Source organism: Photobacterium sp. CCB-ST2H9 (genome assembly GCF_023151555.2).
GTDB lineage: Bacteria > Pseudomonadota > Gammaproteobacteria > Enterobacterales > Vibrionaceae > Photobacterium.
Genome location: NZ_CP100426.1, coordinates 1,222,611 through 1,237,320, shown reverse-complemented (window position 1 = coordinate 1,237,320; position 14,710 = coordinate 1,222,611). Strand labels below are relative to the sequence as shown.

General features: G+C 45.7%; 11 protein-coding genes. 7 read left to right on the top strand and 4 right to left on the bottom strand.

All coding sequences use genetic code 11. The annotated features are described in order from the left end of the window. The first annotated feature begins 256 nt into the window (after window positions 1-256). From L4174_RS22335 to L4174_RS22325, 3 genes are all read left to right on the top strand, one after another. Window positions 257-736 (top strand): hypothetical protein, encoded by a 480-nt coding sequence (locus L4174_RS22335; protein WP_248143084.1) that lies wholly within the window; start codon window positions 257-259, stop codon window positions 734-736. Between the two features lie 171 nt (window positions 737-907). Next, entirely contained in the window at window positions 908-1,576 is a 669-nt protein-coding gene (locus tag L4174_RS22330) for a hypothetical protein (protein WP_248143086.1), read from the top strand. Window positions 1,577-2,037: 461 nt separating this feature from the next. Further along, window positions 2,038-2,460, top strand: a complete 423-nt coding sequence (locus L4174_RS22325) for a hypothetical protein (RefSeq protein WP_248143088.1) — start codon at window positions 2,038-2,040, stop codon at window positions 2,458-2,460. Between the two features lie 96 nt (window positions 2,461-2,556). Here L4174_RS22325 and L4174_RS22320 read toward each other — a convergent pair whose 3' ends face one another. Beyond that, complete coding sequence (locus L4174_RS22320; protein ID WP_248143090.1) at window positions 2,557-4,119, bottom strand: methyl-accepting chemotaxis protein; 1,563 nt, start codon at window positions 4,117-4,119, stop codon at window positions 2,557-2,559. 382 nt (window positions 4,120-4,501) lie between these two features. Here L4174_RS22320 and L4174_RS22315 point away from each other — a divergent pair, with 382 nt between their 5' ends. Then, window positions 4,502-5,656, top strand: coding sequence for a right-handed parallel beta-helix repeat-containing protein (locus L4174_RS22315; protein ID WP_248143092.1), 1,155 nt, complete (start codon window positions 4,502-4,504; stop codon window positions 5,654-5,656). Window positions 5,657-5,771: 115 nt separating this feature from the next. Here the strand turns inward: L4174_RS22315 and L4174_RS22310 are convergent, their stop codons facing one another. The 3 genes from L4174_RS22310 to L4174_RS22300 all read right to left on the bottom strand — a co-directional run bounded on the left by L4174_RS22310 (window position 5,772) and on the right by L4174_RS22300 (window position 7,421). Continuing rightward, complete coding sequence (locus tag L4174_RS22310) at window positions 5,772-6,605, bottom strand: FTR1 family protein (protein ID WP_248143094.1); 834 nt, start codon at window positions 6,603-6,605, stop codon at window positions 5,772-5,774. A gap of 13 nt (window positions 6,606-6,618) precedes the next feature. Continuing rightward, window positions 6,619-6,951: a cupredoxin domain-containing protein gene (locus tag L4174_RS22305; protein ID WP_248143096.1), complete on the bottom strand. Its 333-nt coding sequence runs from the start codon at window positions 6,949-6,951 to the stop codon at window positions 6,619-6,621. A 299-nt stretch (window positions 6,952-7,250) separates the two neighbouring features. Next, window positions 7,251-7,421 carry a hypothetical protein gene (locus L4174_RS22300; protein WP_248143098.1) on the bottom strand — a complete coding sequence of 57 codons (171 nt, stop codon included), beginning with the start codon at window positions 7,419-7,421 and terminating at the stop codon, window positions 7,251-7,253. Between the two features lie 454 nt (window positions 7,422-7,875). Between L4174_RS22300 and L4174_RS22295 the strand changes: the two genes are divergently transcribed. From L4174_RS22295 to L4174_RS22285, 3 genes are all read left to right on the top strand, one after another. After that, window positions 7,876-11,940, top strand: a complete 4,065-nt coding sequence (locus tag L4174_RS22295) for a hypothetical protein (protein WP_248143100.1) — start codon at window positions 7,876-7,878, stop codon at window positions 11,938-11,940. A gap of 517 nt (window positions 11,941-12,457) precedes the next feature. Beyond that, window positions 12,458-13,534: a toxic anion resistance protein gene (locus tag L4174_RS22290; protein ID WP_248143102.1), complete on the top strand. Its 1,077-nt coding sequence runs from the start codon at window positions 12,458-12,460 to the stop codon at window positions 13,532-13,534. Then, complete coding sequence (locus L4174_RS22285) at window positions 13,524-14,693, top strand: toxic anion resistance protein (RefSeq protein ID WP_248143104.1); 1,170 nt, start codon at window positions 13,524-13,526, stop codon at window positions 14,691-14,693. Before L4174_RS22290 ends, L4174_RS22285 begins: the two co-directional genes overlap by 11 nt. The last annotated feature ends 17 nt before the right edge of the window (window positions 14,694-14,710 follow it).

The window sequence follows — 14,710 nt, the reverse complement described above, 5'->3', positions numbered from 1 at the left end:
TCGATACTCAGTCCGTATACAGCCCGCCTGTCTTTCTCCTCTTTTTCGGTTGCCTTAAAGTGGCTGGAAAGGAGGAAACACATGATTGATTGGAACCATAAACCAGTGATCAGCATGAATCTGTTAGCGGGTTCGTTGTCTGTCCGTGTTGGCGCTTTGAGGCATGGATAAACGTTGTTTCCTTCTTCCTGAATTGTGGTGGCACGGATGCCCGTTCCCCCAATTTTTTCCATTGAATTTCGGAGGAAATCTTACTATGACGACACCATTGGTGATTTTAATCCTGCTTTGCAGTCCGTTACTTTTGTCTTACTTCGCCGGAAAGCGGGGGGCTGAAGCGCGTGACCGTTTTGCGAGTTATGGTCTGGGCCTGGCTTTTTTGTTCTTTGCGCTCGGACATTTTGTCGCGACTGAAGGCATGGTTGAGATGTTACCGCCCTGGCTGCCTTTGCGGTATGACATTATTTATCTCACCGGGATGTTTGAAGTGGTCATTGCCATCGGGATCTTCCTGTCTGCTTATCGGCAGGTTGCGGGTCAGGTCGCTATTGCCACCCTGATTTGCTTTTTCTCTGCCAATATTTATGCCGCCTGGCATAGCGTTGGACTCGGCGGACATCAGTGGGGTCCCGGGTACTTGCTGATTCGTGCGCCGCTTCAACTGATCCTGATTGGCTGGGCGTACTATTTCTGTGTGAAACGCCCGTCGTATCAATCAATGACTGATTCAATTTAAAAACCAGAGTTTTTCTTTCCTTGTGTCTTCAGATCGAATCTTTGCTGAAGCGAAAATTCTTGCTGGCTTGTGCGTTGCACGCAAAAGAGTTTTTAATTTGTGGCTGATTCAAGTGCGTTAGATTTGGTATTAAACTGTGTTTTCAATCAGTTGGTGATAAAGGAGTTATCAATGACGAAACGTTTGTATATGACGACATCAGAGCTGACAGGAACAGCACAAATAATTCGGTGTGACGCAGATGAAACAGGATACATTGCAGAGCTGGATGCCACTTTGTTTCACCCACAGGGGGGCGGGCAGCCCAGTGACTTGGGGGAGCTGGAAAATGAGCCGGGTGCGAAGGCGACTGTGCTGCAAGTGAAAGAGGTCGATGGGGTGATTTTGCATTGGCTGGATGTGCCGCTGCCGCCCGGGACTGTCATGATGCGTGTGAATCAGGCCGTCCGTCAGCATCATGCGGCGCTTCATAGTGTGGGTCATGTCATCGGGAATATCGGTCAGCAGTACGGATGGAAACCCGTGAAGGCCCACCATTGGCCGGATGAATGCCGGATTGAATTTATGCCGGAATCAAATTGCTCTGAATTGGAAGCGGCTGAAATTGAAAAGACACTGTCTGACCTGATTGCTCAGGGCCTGACTTCCAAGATCTATACCGATGAAAAAGGATTCCGTTGGGTCGGTTTCGGTGAGTTATCTCCCTGGCCATGTGGCGGAACACATCTGAAATCACTCAGTGAAGTGAATGGCAAGGTGTTGGCTACGGCCAAAGTGAAAAAGAGTAAACTGATCGTGAAGTACAGCATTGAAGCATCGAATATCGGAGAAAAGGAATGAAACATGGTACTCGATCTTCATCGCTGTCTGGGCACGAACAAAGCATAAAATGAGCACTTCAGAGAATGTCTGATGGTATGAAGCCAGTCGCCCGGCAGGTATAGCTGGCTTTTGACTTACTGATGCCGGGGCGAAAAAGCATTTAAAATTTGAGTACTTTAATCACATCAAGGACTCTTCATTTTTAAAAAACCAGGCGATTTCAATCAAATAAATTTATTTTTTATATCAGTGGTTTGATTTGTTTTATTCTCGGATTGATATTAGTGAATGCCATTTTAATTTGTTATTATCATGTTTTTAATTTATGTTTTTTAATAATTATCGCTTGATCTTTTCTCGGATGCTCTTATAAGATGTAAAAAGAATTCAATTCTGAATTCATAATTTAACCTTAAGTGATTCATCAGATGGATATATCTGATTTTGACTTAATATTATAATAATAAGGAAAGTTCCCCATGAAAAAAATATTAAATTTCTTAAACAGGGACTTGTTCCCGATAAAGCTGCATACTGCATCTGTGATTGTATGTTCTGTTTTAGCCTTGTTCTTTGATCTATGGCAGCTTGTGACCAGCTCAAATGAGTTCCTGGTGTGGGTTTCATTGATATGTCTTACCGTGACTGCATTTGGATGGATTCAGGCAACGAGCAGTGGTTTCAATCTCTATTTGTTGGCATATATTGTTCCGGCGGCATTATTGGCCATCGCGCATGTGCCGGGTGGTGAACACTTGGGGATCAATTCAGGTGACTTCATTACAAGTGCTTATGCGTCGCTGATATCAGCGCTGTTTCCCTTGATTGTTCCTTTGATCACTGTGCCTTGTGTTCTCGTGATCAGCTCATTTACCCGGTGGCTTGAGCAGCAATCGGGCTAAGCTGGGAATCGGCAGGACGTTTATTTAAAGCCAGGATAAACTTTGCTCATCCTGGCTTTATCTGACTATGGTTGTATTCAGGTTATTGTTTTTAATTTAAGTTTGTTCAACGATTTTAAAAAATGACATTTCCTTCCTGAGATTTTGTGTCAGCGCTAAAATGTCGTCGTTTGCCAGCATGGTTTGATTTGCATTGCTGGTATTCTGCTGCACGATTTGGCTAATCGCTTCCAGCCGTTGTGAAATATCTTTCGTGACCGATGATTGCTCTTCTGATGCCGTTGCAACCAGCGTGTTGATATCTGAAATTTGAGAGACTTGCTCTGAAATCGCCTGAAAAGCATGCGACAGCGCCTGGGTATTCGTCTGAGATTCAGCCACCAGTTCTGTATTTAACTTCATATGATCGTCGGCTCGTTTCGATTGCTCCTGAAGCTGACTGATAATCTGTTGAATATGAATGGTCGATTGCTGGGTTTTTGCTGCCAGAGCCCGGACTTCTTCGGCAACCACTGCAAAACCGCGACCCTGTTCGCCGGCACGGGCAGCCTCAATCGCTGCATTCAGTGCCAGCAGGTTGGTTTGATCCGAAATGCTGTTGATGACCTCGACGACCGAACTGATGTTATCCGAATGGAGTTTGAGGTCATTGATGATCGTGGCAGATTCCGTGATGGTGCTGCCCACGCGCTCGGCAATATGATCCGAACGCTGAAGCGTGCTGGTGCTGTCCGTGATGATGCTGATAGCAGTTCCTGTGGCACTGTCGGCCAGTTGCGCATTTTGCGCGACATCAGAGGCTGTTGATGAAAGCTCTGTGGCCGCAGCTGCAACCTGCTCGACTTCAGAGAGTTCTCGCTGCGCGTTTACGGAGTTACCGTGGATCACTTCTGATATTTGTGACTGATTGGCTCCAAGCTGCCCCAGAATATTTTCCGAGGACTGGATAATGGTGACAATGCTGCGCTGCAGCGTGTGCAGAGACTCCGTAATCAAATCCAGCTCGTTATTGGCAGCGGCAATCTGATTGGGCGTAAAATCGCCGTCAGACATCTTCTGAATGGCTCTGGTAATCTCGGGCAGTACTCTGAGTTCTTTGCGGATAATCCAGAACGAAATCATAAAACCCAGGATACAGGCAACAATAAGCAGGGAAATCGCGAGCTGAATATCTGAATCATATTGTTTCTGGCTGGCCTGATAAATTTTCTGAGAGGTGGACAGCTGGATCTGTATGAGTCCATCAATATGCATCGAGATGGGGTCAATCAAGTCATAAACTTTCTGAACGATTTGATCGGCAGTCTCAGGGTTGTTCCGGGCTTCCTGTAATAATGTAACCAGGTCCTTTTTGATGACCTGAATTTCCATGGACAGTTGATTTGCGATCACTGTTTCTTCAGCAGTTAACGTTGTCGAAGAATATTGTGTCCAGGTGTCTGCCACTTTATCTTTTGCATTCAGTACGGAAGCTTCCAGTCTGCTCTGATTTAAACCACCAATATTCCATTTGTTGAATGCATCCACGACCTCTATCGCGAATGCATCTGAAATTGTTTTTAATTGTTGTAATGGGATGACGCGATCCAGATAGATCGAATTCATTGCCTGCAGCGTGCTTTGATTACCAGACATTTGATTCCAGAAAATCAGAAACATAAACACACACAGTGTCGAAGGGACCACAAGAAGTTTTGTGAAAATTTTTCGTTTCATATGAAATCAGAATAATACCGCGAAAGTATAAAGTATCGAGTGTGTATGGATATCGGCATCATTAATATTTTTTATACTGCATTTCGTCATATTTACGAGTGAATATCACACTCGTGCTGGTTATTTCAGCAGTTGTCATGGAAGTGAAATTTTCGAATTCATCGGGTTGCTTATACGTGGCAGCACTTTGCGCGGGTATGACTGAACGGCACCAATCCTCATTAAAATGTAAACCTTGATGAACCTTCTTAAGATGCGGATAAAGGCTGTCGTTTTATCCATCCATGATCTGCGATCCTGAAATACCAAAGGAATCATGATTTCCATGAAAACAAGCCAGCGAATCAGTATTCCGGTACTGCTACTGACAGTGATTGCCTGTTCCGGTGAATCCGAAACGGGTTCAGATGCCACAACATCGTCCGCCAGTTCAGGGCAAGAGCGTTCGGATTTCAAGTGTGGAACACTGGGCTTGAATGTGAGTCCGGAGCTCCCGACAGACAGAAGCCGCATGATTGAAGTGTCAGATTATGCGGCCCTGGTGACGGCAATTCACAGCGGGTATGCCTACATCAAGGTGCCGAATGGCGTGACGATTGAGATTCCTAACCAGTCAGCTGCGGTTGTGCTGGGGGAGCATCAAACCCTGTTTGGAGAGCGGGGCATTTCAGACAATCCGGGCAGGTTACGGGTTGCGGCAAATCCGAATCCGACGGAAGACAGTTACCCGGTGATCCGATTATCCAGTTATGCGCGGATAACCGGTTTGATGATTGAAGGGCCAGTTCAGGTCAGCAATACCACTAAATCGACGATTGGATTGCAGAGTCAAAATGATTCGGAAGGGATTGTCTTTGACAATAATGAGATTTTTGGCTGGCCATGGGCCGGAATATCTCTCAAGCGTTCGAAATCGGCCAAAGTCAGTCACAACTATATTCACCACAATATAAAAACAGAGCTCGGTTACGGGGTGGTGGTGCAAAACGGGGAGACGACTGCGGATATTGAATGCAATATCTTTGATCATAACCGGCATGCAATTGCGGGCTCCGGGGCACTCGGAGAGGGATACACCGCTTCGTATAATCTGGTCATGCAAGGCGGCGGAAAAGCGGCATATCATCAGTTCGATATGCATGCGAAAGATGGTTATGGCGGAAGTTATGTGAAGGTATACAACAATTGGTTTAATTACGGTGATTTTGGGACCGCCAACCGTTCTTCGGTCATGATTCGTGCGATTCCGAGTGAGGGGCCGATTGAGGTGAAGGGGAATGTTTTCAAATCTGACGTGATGATTACCAGTACACAGCCCGCAGTCGATGGTGTCGACGGGTCCATTCCGGATGAAGCGGCTCTCAGAGCGAATAATCAGTTTCTGCAGGCTTTTGAGTTTACGCGAGAGGAAAATGGTCAGTGCATGATGCGTGTGGGCAATCAAACGGTGCCGGTCTTTTGCCGGGCTGTTTCTTTGTAGCGCTGCGATTGACACAGATTGAATGTTTCTGTGCCGCCTTTCTGTTTACGGAAATCATCCGTCTGTCGCGACAGCAAAAAAAAAAGAGTGCAGGACTGCACTCTTTTTGTATGGTTCAGGAGGCTTTTGCCTCGCGTTGTATCTGGGAATTTCCGGCCACCACTTTTCGGGTCAGCGTAATCAGTACAATACTTGAGCCGTAACACAGCAGTTGCATCAGGCTTGGTGCGGCTTTGTACCCGATCAGCGTTTGCAGCGCCTGTCCCAGCATGCTGCTCTGGCTGAGAATATCACTGGTATCCCACACCACCGGAATGATTGAAGGGATCAGATCAACCTGCTCTAAAATACCGGCTGCAGAGCTGACTAAGCCTGCTGCCAGGAGCGTAATCAGCCAGGTCGTCGAGCTGAAAAAGTATTTCGCGGGAATATGCACAATACCTTTGTACATGATCACGCTGATCACTAAACCTGCCGCGAAACCCGCGAATGAACCCAGAATAATGCCGGGCACATCTTTTGAGGATGCGAGCATGCCATTCAGGAACAGAACGACTTCGGCACCTTCCCTCAGCACTGCAAGGCCAACAATCAGGGAGAGTGCGTACAGTGGCTGTTCACCGGAAATGATCCTGTGCTTCACGGAGGAAATGTGATTCGCCAATGCTTTGCCGTGAGTCGACATCCAGATGATGTGCCAGGAAAGCATCAGGGCAGCTAACAGCAAAATGGCCGTATTGAGCAGGTCCTGTCCCAGACCATCAAATAAACCAATCAGGTAATTCATGGATGCTGCAACCCAAACAGAACCAATAATTCCTGCAATGATTCCTGAAGTGACCCACCGGGTTCGGTTTGGAATTTGTTTCGTTACCCCAAGAACAATAGAAACAATCAAACTTGCTTCAAACAGTTCTCTGAAAACAATAATTGCTGCACCTGAGTTCACAATATGATCCTGATTATTTAACGATGATATGGCCAATCATTGTGTCTTCGTGGAATTCACCCACGAATTTATAGGTCCCTTCTTCCATCGGGCGAAGGATTACAAAACCCTGATTGTTACCCGGAATGATTTTTTCAACATGCAATGCGTGGCTTTCAAATTCTTCAGCATTTTCATCCTGGTTTTTAATCACGAGCTTCACTTTTTGTGCTGCCGGAATGGTTAATTCAGCCGGGTGAAACTGGTGATCTTTCATGATCAGTTCATAGGTTGGCATCTCGGCAAGAGAGGCAAAAGAGGTCAGTAAAAGGGATGCCAGAGCCGTGTTTTTCAGTAACTTCATCATGTGTTTGTTAGCCTTATGTAAAATGAACCGTCTGAGATTATATGGGGAGAACATAAATGTAAATGGGAATGATTGGCGATAGTCTTTTGTTTTTCGCAGGCTGACAGCTAACTTATTGAAATTCATTTATGATGTTTTAATTTTGCAATCAAAGTTATCTTTTTTGTTACTCATTTTATTTCACATGAGGTTTTTAAGCGTTATTTCACTGCTGAGTTTTGCATATATATGGCCACAGGTTTATAAAAATATCATCCGGCAAGGCCGGATTAAAAATACTGGCACAGTTGTATATCAAATTAAGATGCGGGCGCCACAACAATGGCTGACGCACCGGATTGTGTGGTGTCACCCAGCAGGATGCCGCCGTATTCGCTTCCCTTGGTCCTGTCGACACTTGTGTGCTTTGCCGCTGACACCATCACCATTGTGAAAATACGCTGCAAACAGGGGGGAGGGGTGACCAGCATCTTTGGCTGCCCAGAGGAAAAGCGTGAAAAAGATGACGGTAGATGACGGTACAGAAGTGGGCCTGCCATGCGGTTGTTTCATCAAGGTGATTTAGGATAGTTTATTCTGAATCTGCTGTAGTTGTGTCTGACGGGTTTGGTTCTGAAACAATGATGACCTTCCAACTCACATATTTCATAAAAGAAAAAATTCATCATCATTGCTTATTTTTACTGGTCAATGCACGAGGCTGTAAATATTACAGGCTGAAATTTCAGAATGACTGCAATCGCTGTTAAATTGACTGCTTGTTTATTTTCAGTGTGCTTCACTGCGTTTTGTTTTTAAATGGACTGTCGGAGGTGGTCGCAAATAAATGAAATAAAATCATTACCTTAGAAGTCAGTCATGCACGCAGAAAAACAATCTGAGACCCCAAATTTTATTTGTTACCATCCACATCAAACAGCTTCCATGCAACAGGCGCTCAGCCAGTTTTGTGAATGGCTCAATAGTGATCAGGCTTTTGATGATTCTTATACTTCAGTTTGTTTTCAACCTGAAGCCGAGATTAATGAAGCGCTCAAAGATATTCTCCATCAGCCGTTGATGAAAGCTACACTGGCATTGAAATCGATTGATGCCTGGCAGCACAGAGATAATTTGTCTGCGTTACTGAACCCGGAAGAAGTCTTTTTTCTTTTTGCCTGTCTGAACACCGATTTGAAAGAGGCGGTCGTGAAGGCGGGTGATGCAATTCGACAGACTTCGCGAAAGCTGAATCATCCTGAATCGATGCGTTTGAATGACACCGAAGTGTGTGGTGTTGTGCCTTTATATCAGATTGGTTTTGCCTATCCTGAATACGCTTACTTACTGGCAGGCTGTCTGGTGACGGACTGGAATGAGTCTTTTGCCGGTTACGCGCTGAATTTGCCGGCTTTGCTGGTGGCGCATCATGGTTACAGCGAGCATCTGATGAAGGCGTTCTGCTACTGTGATAACGATATCGCCCGTGGGCGTATGTTCTCCTCATGCGACCTGAAAGGACCGGACAATCATCTGATTCAGGTGGATTTCAGAAGGCATACCCGTCTGGTGGAGATTTTCCGGAAAGACTCAAAAGAGATAGGCAGGTTCCTGAGCCAATTGGCACAGCGTTTTGAGGACCAGACTTATGTCTTTCCGGTCGCGAGTGACCGGCAAACATTTGATGTGGCCCACCAGTTCGCATTGACCGTTTGTCATCCTGATGATCAGGCGGCGTTGAATTACGCAACTGATGATTTGTCGTTTGATTTGCCGTTCGTTGAGGATATGTCTGCCGAGCAGTTTGCTGCTGAGATCAAAGCGGTGATTCCAGCAGAGTTCGGGTCTGATGATTTATACCAGGAAACCGAAGTCGACGACGCTGATGACGAGGAAGAAGATGATGAGAAAGATGATTTCGAAATAGGTCAGTGTGTTGCTGCGTGGGAGGATTTCATTACGGGTGCGTTGCCTCAGGGGAAAGCATTGTGGCGTTACGTTGAATCAGGAGAGAACGCGTCCGTTCTTGAGCAAGTCGAACCCTGCGATATCCTCAGTCTGGCGCTTGCAGGACAGTATCATCTGCATCGGCAATTAGTCCGGTTTTCAATACGGCAGGAAGACTTAGACTGTTGCTTGCCTATGCATTTCTTACTTGGGCTAAGCAGTGACTGGTTTATGAGAGGTGTCGTGACCGCTGATGAAGTTGAGTTGAATCGGCACAAGTGCATTCGTTTGCTTGATCTGATTTACAGGCTGAAAAATCAGGCCCCTTTTTCCGATGAAATGGTGTTTATCGTACTTGGAAAAATTGGTCTGATGCCTGCTGAAGACTTCTATACACGATACGGTTGTGATTGGAAATCTTTCTTTTTGGGGGGATTTAAAGAATTTAAATCCGACAGTGGCATGCTGGGTTACTCGTTTCATTTTTGTAATCAGTTACTCGATGAACATCGGGAGTATGCAAAGTCCTTTTTGACGCAAATCATTCAAGATCCGAAACATAAGTCAGCAGGTATGGCGTTGCTCGCCGGGCTTTACTTTATTCGTTACTATCTCGACAAACACCATCCACTTTTTTCTCACAGTAAAGCGCTTCTGGAGCAAGAACTTGGGAAGGGGATGGTGGCTCACCTGCGTGCCTGGTGTGCAAACGAAGTGGCGTTGGATCATATTGAATGCACGCTTTACGGACGTGATGACGATGAAGATCTGGGTCATTATGAACAACCGATTACAGAGGCCCAGGAACAGGCGTTTATTTTGGTTGAAGACTATCTTCATGCCCGAAACGATGTCAGCAGGGAGGAGTCTGTCAAAGCGCTGCAGACCATTTTGGAACAGAACCAAGATGCGAGTGAAGATACGTTTTGTCACGGTTATTTAGAAAGTAGCAATGGGGCAAAATATTGGTTGAGTGCGGCACATCAATTGGCGAAATATAAAGCCAATATCGGGGAGATCAGTCGCAGGTTTTTATCCCTCTGGATCGAAATTGCACCGGCGCAGGTGGCGAATGTGATTTCAGAACAGTTCCCTGTCGAAACGGATGTGGCTGCAATTGTTCATCATGTGCGGGAGATCGTCGGAGAAGAGATTGGAGAACTTCAGGAAACTGTGGTTCTGATGACGACCCTGATTCAGTCGGAAGACGAGGACGTGAAACCCATTCTGGAAAAGTATGGCGTGCGCTACACCTCTGAAAAACAGTCACCGGATAATTCTCAGAAGATCCATTCAGTCGTCAGTTATCTGAGAAAAGAGGATAAGCAGAAGTTCTTTAAGATGCTTGTCGAACAATACCCATCACTTCGGTGGTATGAATATTTTGATACCGCATTATTGGATGAGATTCGCGAGCAGATCAGGGATGAGATTATTTCATATTTGATTGCACAAGAGGTGGAATTACCGGACGACGACGCGATTCTGAAACCATTAGAGGATGAAATTCTGACTTTCTTTACCGGGCAAACAAGTCTGGAAGAAGCATTGGACAAACTGCGCTTGTATCAGGTTGAGTCATTCCAAGAAAAGTTCACGAGAGTCAATCTGAGTTCTTTATTGTGGCATACGAGCCCGGAACTTCGTCGACGCGTTCTCAAGTTGAGTGCAGCACTGTCTGATCAAGCGTTGCATGATTGTTATGACAGCAGCCAGCTCAGTGAAACCGATTATACGCAGCAGTTGTGTGAGGCCGGAATTACACTGGAAAGACTGCTGGCGTATTTTATCGAACATGATTTATATACGGCGATTCGTTATCTGGCGGAGCAGCATGACTTATTCAGCACGATTCGCAGACTCAGCGAGCACCATAAGCTGAAATTACTGAAATCGCTGTCGGTTTTGGATGGTCAGATGCAATTGGTGGAGCAATTTTCGGATGATGACTCAGCGCAGGTTCGTGATTTGGTCAGTCGGATTCGTGAGGGCCAGTATCATCACCGGATATATGGCACGTTAATCGATCGGGTCGATGAAGGTATTTACACCACGAACGATGATGCACTTGAAATGGTACTTCAGGAAAAACCAAATGCACCAATCAATCTGACTGATTATTTGGTGCTGGAAAGTAATTCCAGAATGGTTGAAGCGGTCATGGGACAGATATTCGGAATGAAACTTGCCTACCGGCCGGAAAAGGACGGACTGACTTATCCGAAAGAAGTTGCGGTGAAATTAAAAGTATATCACCCGGAAGATCACGGTGTGCCTGTGACGGGAATGCATGCTATCAAAGCGAATACAGAATATTTCTTTGGGTGGTCTCTGGCGACGAAACAGTTATGCCGACCTGGTCGTTATGATATTGAGATTTTGGCAGAGAATCAGCAGGTTTTGTTGCGTAAAACCTTTCATGTGGTGATGGTTGCTGAAGCAAAAGGCTCCCGACTACCGGAACTTAAAGCATTACTGAACAGCGATACAGTGCAGCAGGAGATGCTCCCGCCACTGTCATTTGGCAAGGGGGAGATCACGGTTGTTGATCCGGCCCGAGAGAATGAGGCTGTAGTTTTACCGTATTTGCTGGGTGAAGCGCCTGTTTCTGCAACAATTTACCGGGAACAGGATCAGGTGTTTGGTCTGGCTGTCGGGCAACTGGATTCGGTCAAACAATGGCGACATGGTTGTAATGCCTCTTATTTGTGGCTTGAACGTCATCTGAAATCACAGACGGTGCTTGTTGGCGATAAAACCACAATGGATAAGGTTTTGGCTGAGCCAGACCAACGTTGGCAACAGGTGCCGGGTGAAGTGCCATTTCGTGTGTACCGGCCTGAAGGTCATGATGAATCTGCACTGATTGCACTCCGTGATAAATACCAGGGACATCATATTTTCTTCGGTTTTGATCAGCAGGAAGACGTGTGTTGTTATTTCATCATGAGTCGTCGGCTGAGCTGGTGGGATCGGCTGGTGAGCTGGTTCTTTCGTCAGGAAGGACACCGTCGCTTTGCCCGTCGGAAACAAAACGAGACTGCATCAGCATCAGGGGCTTAATACGACCGGTTGATACAAATCATCTTTTGTTCGGCCACTGCAGCAGCAGTGGCCATCAGCGATGGATTATTTGAATTTCCTGTTTGCATGAAACTGTGAAAGTCACAATAAAAATGAGTCCTCAGTTAATTTTCACTGAGGATGGTTTTTTATTGATTCAGACCGAAATTGAAATTGGATCAAAATCTCTTATTGAGTTGGTTTGGGCGTGATGAATTTCATTTTAATAGAATGAATACGGATTCGATTCATTTTCTGATACGTATAATTCAAATATTAAATTGGATTTTTAAATGTTGAATCAAGCTCTGAATTTGAATGATTCATTCAATACCTGTTATTTTAACAGGTGAAATAGTGAAAATGACAGGTTGGACTTTCATAATCAAAGTTGTCTTAAAAAACAATGAGTAATACGATCGTTTTCACCAGATTTCTTCAGGGATTCTGGGTGTCAATAATCTGAGTGCTTTATCGCCACAGGCTTTTTCAGGCCATGTTAGAGCAGAGTGATCGAATGGTTAAAACGTTTCATAGTACTGCACAAACCAGTAAAGAAAATAAATCTAAGATAAAAGATTTCTCTTCCGTAGAAAGAGCGAAGCCTGAGGCCACATCAACTCAGAACGCTGCTCATCAGGAGAAAAAACTGAATCGTTCACCGGGTGTTCTTTTTTCTCATCAGGTGAAGTCTGTGAACGGCGATATTGACATTCCCTCTGTATGGAAACAAACGGTTGATGCTGAGCGAAGTGCAGAAACCGAGATTTCAAATCATGACTACCTGAAAGTCCGGACTTACTCAGGTGAGATCACGATTGAAAGTACGACCGATCAGATCGAATTTTGTAATCATCTTTCCAAGCGTTTTCAGACGGTTCAGGGTGAACTGTCAGACTACGCCAAACTTGGGAAAGTGGATCAATTAACCGATCTGGGTTCATCCGTGATTGATATTGCGAAAAGTATCGATATTTCTATCTTCAATCCCAAAAAGATGACCAGTCGAATCGCAACACTGATGCGAACGAAAAAAGGAAAAATTGAGTTTGTAAAACACGAATTTGATTTTGCCTGCGATCAGATAGACGCAAAAATTGACTCAGTTTTTCAGGATTTAACGTCAATGAAGTCGACGTTGTCTGAATTTGAAGCGCGGATGTCGGAAGTGCAGTCCATTTATCAGGAGCTGGAGCTGAGAATTCTGGCAGCCCGGGTGAAACTGACCGCATTTACCGCCGAAATCAATTCAGATACATCCGTGAGCCGGTCGTCTGATCCGTTTGCCGCCGATAAGCTTTCGACTCAAAAAGAGGCGATCTCCCGCTGGGAAAGGAAAATTTCAAACCTGCAGGTGCTGCGTCAGTCTTTGCTGATGACCTTGCCCCAGCTCAAGCTTTATTCCTCGAATCTGGTGAATGGTTTCAGCCGGATAGAAGAAATTCGCACCAACATTATTCAGGTGTGGAAACAGCAGTTTTTAACTGCCATTGCGCTTCATGAGAAAAGTGAAGTCTCTCTGTATTACGAACTCAACGATGTTCAGGAAAAGTTATTCGCCAGTATCATGGAGCTGAATAAAAATGACCTTTAAACCTGTTTTTGTAAACACTGCAACGCCTGCGACGGCGGTCCAAACCGCTGAAGTACAACAAGCCCCGGTTGCTCTTGAGCAGGCAGTCATCCAGGCTGCTGTTGATCAGGCGATGGGGCAGTATCAGTCTGAGCTTGAACAATGTCAGATTGATACCCGTGTGTTAAGCACAACCTTAGTCAGCCAGTTGTCTCAAGTGGATGTCTACAGTCCGAATGGTGTTGCGACGCTGGGTGATGCTTCTGCTCAGAAGATCAGCAGCTATTCCGATGACATGCTTAAGCATGTGAAGTGTAAAGATCTGGAGCATATGGCCGGGAACCTGAATGAGGTGATTGGTCTGGCGAAGGGCGTGAATATTGAAGCCCTGATGGGCGAAAACAGTTTCTTCTCGAAGCTGGTTGCGAAGGTGAAGAACACCAAAGAAAAAATTCTGGCGCAGTTCAATTCTGTGAATACACAGCTTGAGCGGCTGGTGAAAGAAATTGATAAACAGCAGTCCAACCTGCGTGAGCGGGCGCATCAGCTGGACAATGTCTTTATCCATAATATGAATGAGTATAAAGAACTGTCCGCCAGCATTGTGTTCGGCGAAGCCAAGCTGTACCTGATTCAGCAGAAAATTGAAGGGTTGGCTGAAGAGGCGGCGACCTCTCCGTTTCTGGCTCAGCAGGTGAGTGATCTGAAAGATATTGCGGCCCGTGTAGAAAAACGCGTGTACGATCTGAAATCGCTGCAAATGCTCGCGCTGCAAACGGCGCCGATGATCCGCATGGTGCAGACCAACAACCTGACTCTGGTCGAGAAATTCGACAACATCAAAACCCTCACCATTCCGGCATGGAAGAAGCAATTCACCCTGGCGATCACCATGCTGGAGCAGAAGAAAGCGGTCCAGCTCAGTAACAAGATCGATGACACCACCAATGATCTGATTCGGAAGAATGCCGATATGCTCCGCCAGAACACCCTGGATGTCGCACGCAGCAATCAGCGCTCTGTAGTGGATATCGAGACCCTTGAACATGTTCAGACCACACTGATCAGCACCTTGCAGGATGTGGTCACGATTGAGCAGGAAGGCGCAAGACAGCGTCAGGCTGCCAGCCAGAAAATGGAATCCATGAAAACAGAATTACTGTCTGTTCTGTCCCAATAATCATCAATAGAGAATAA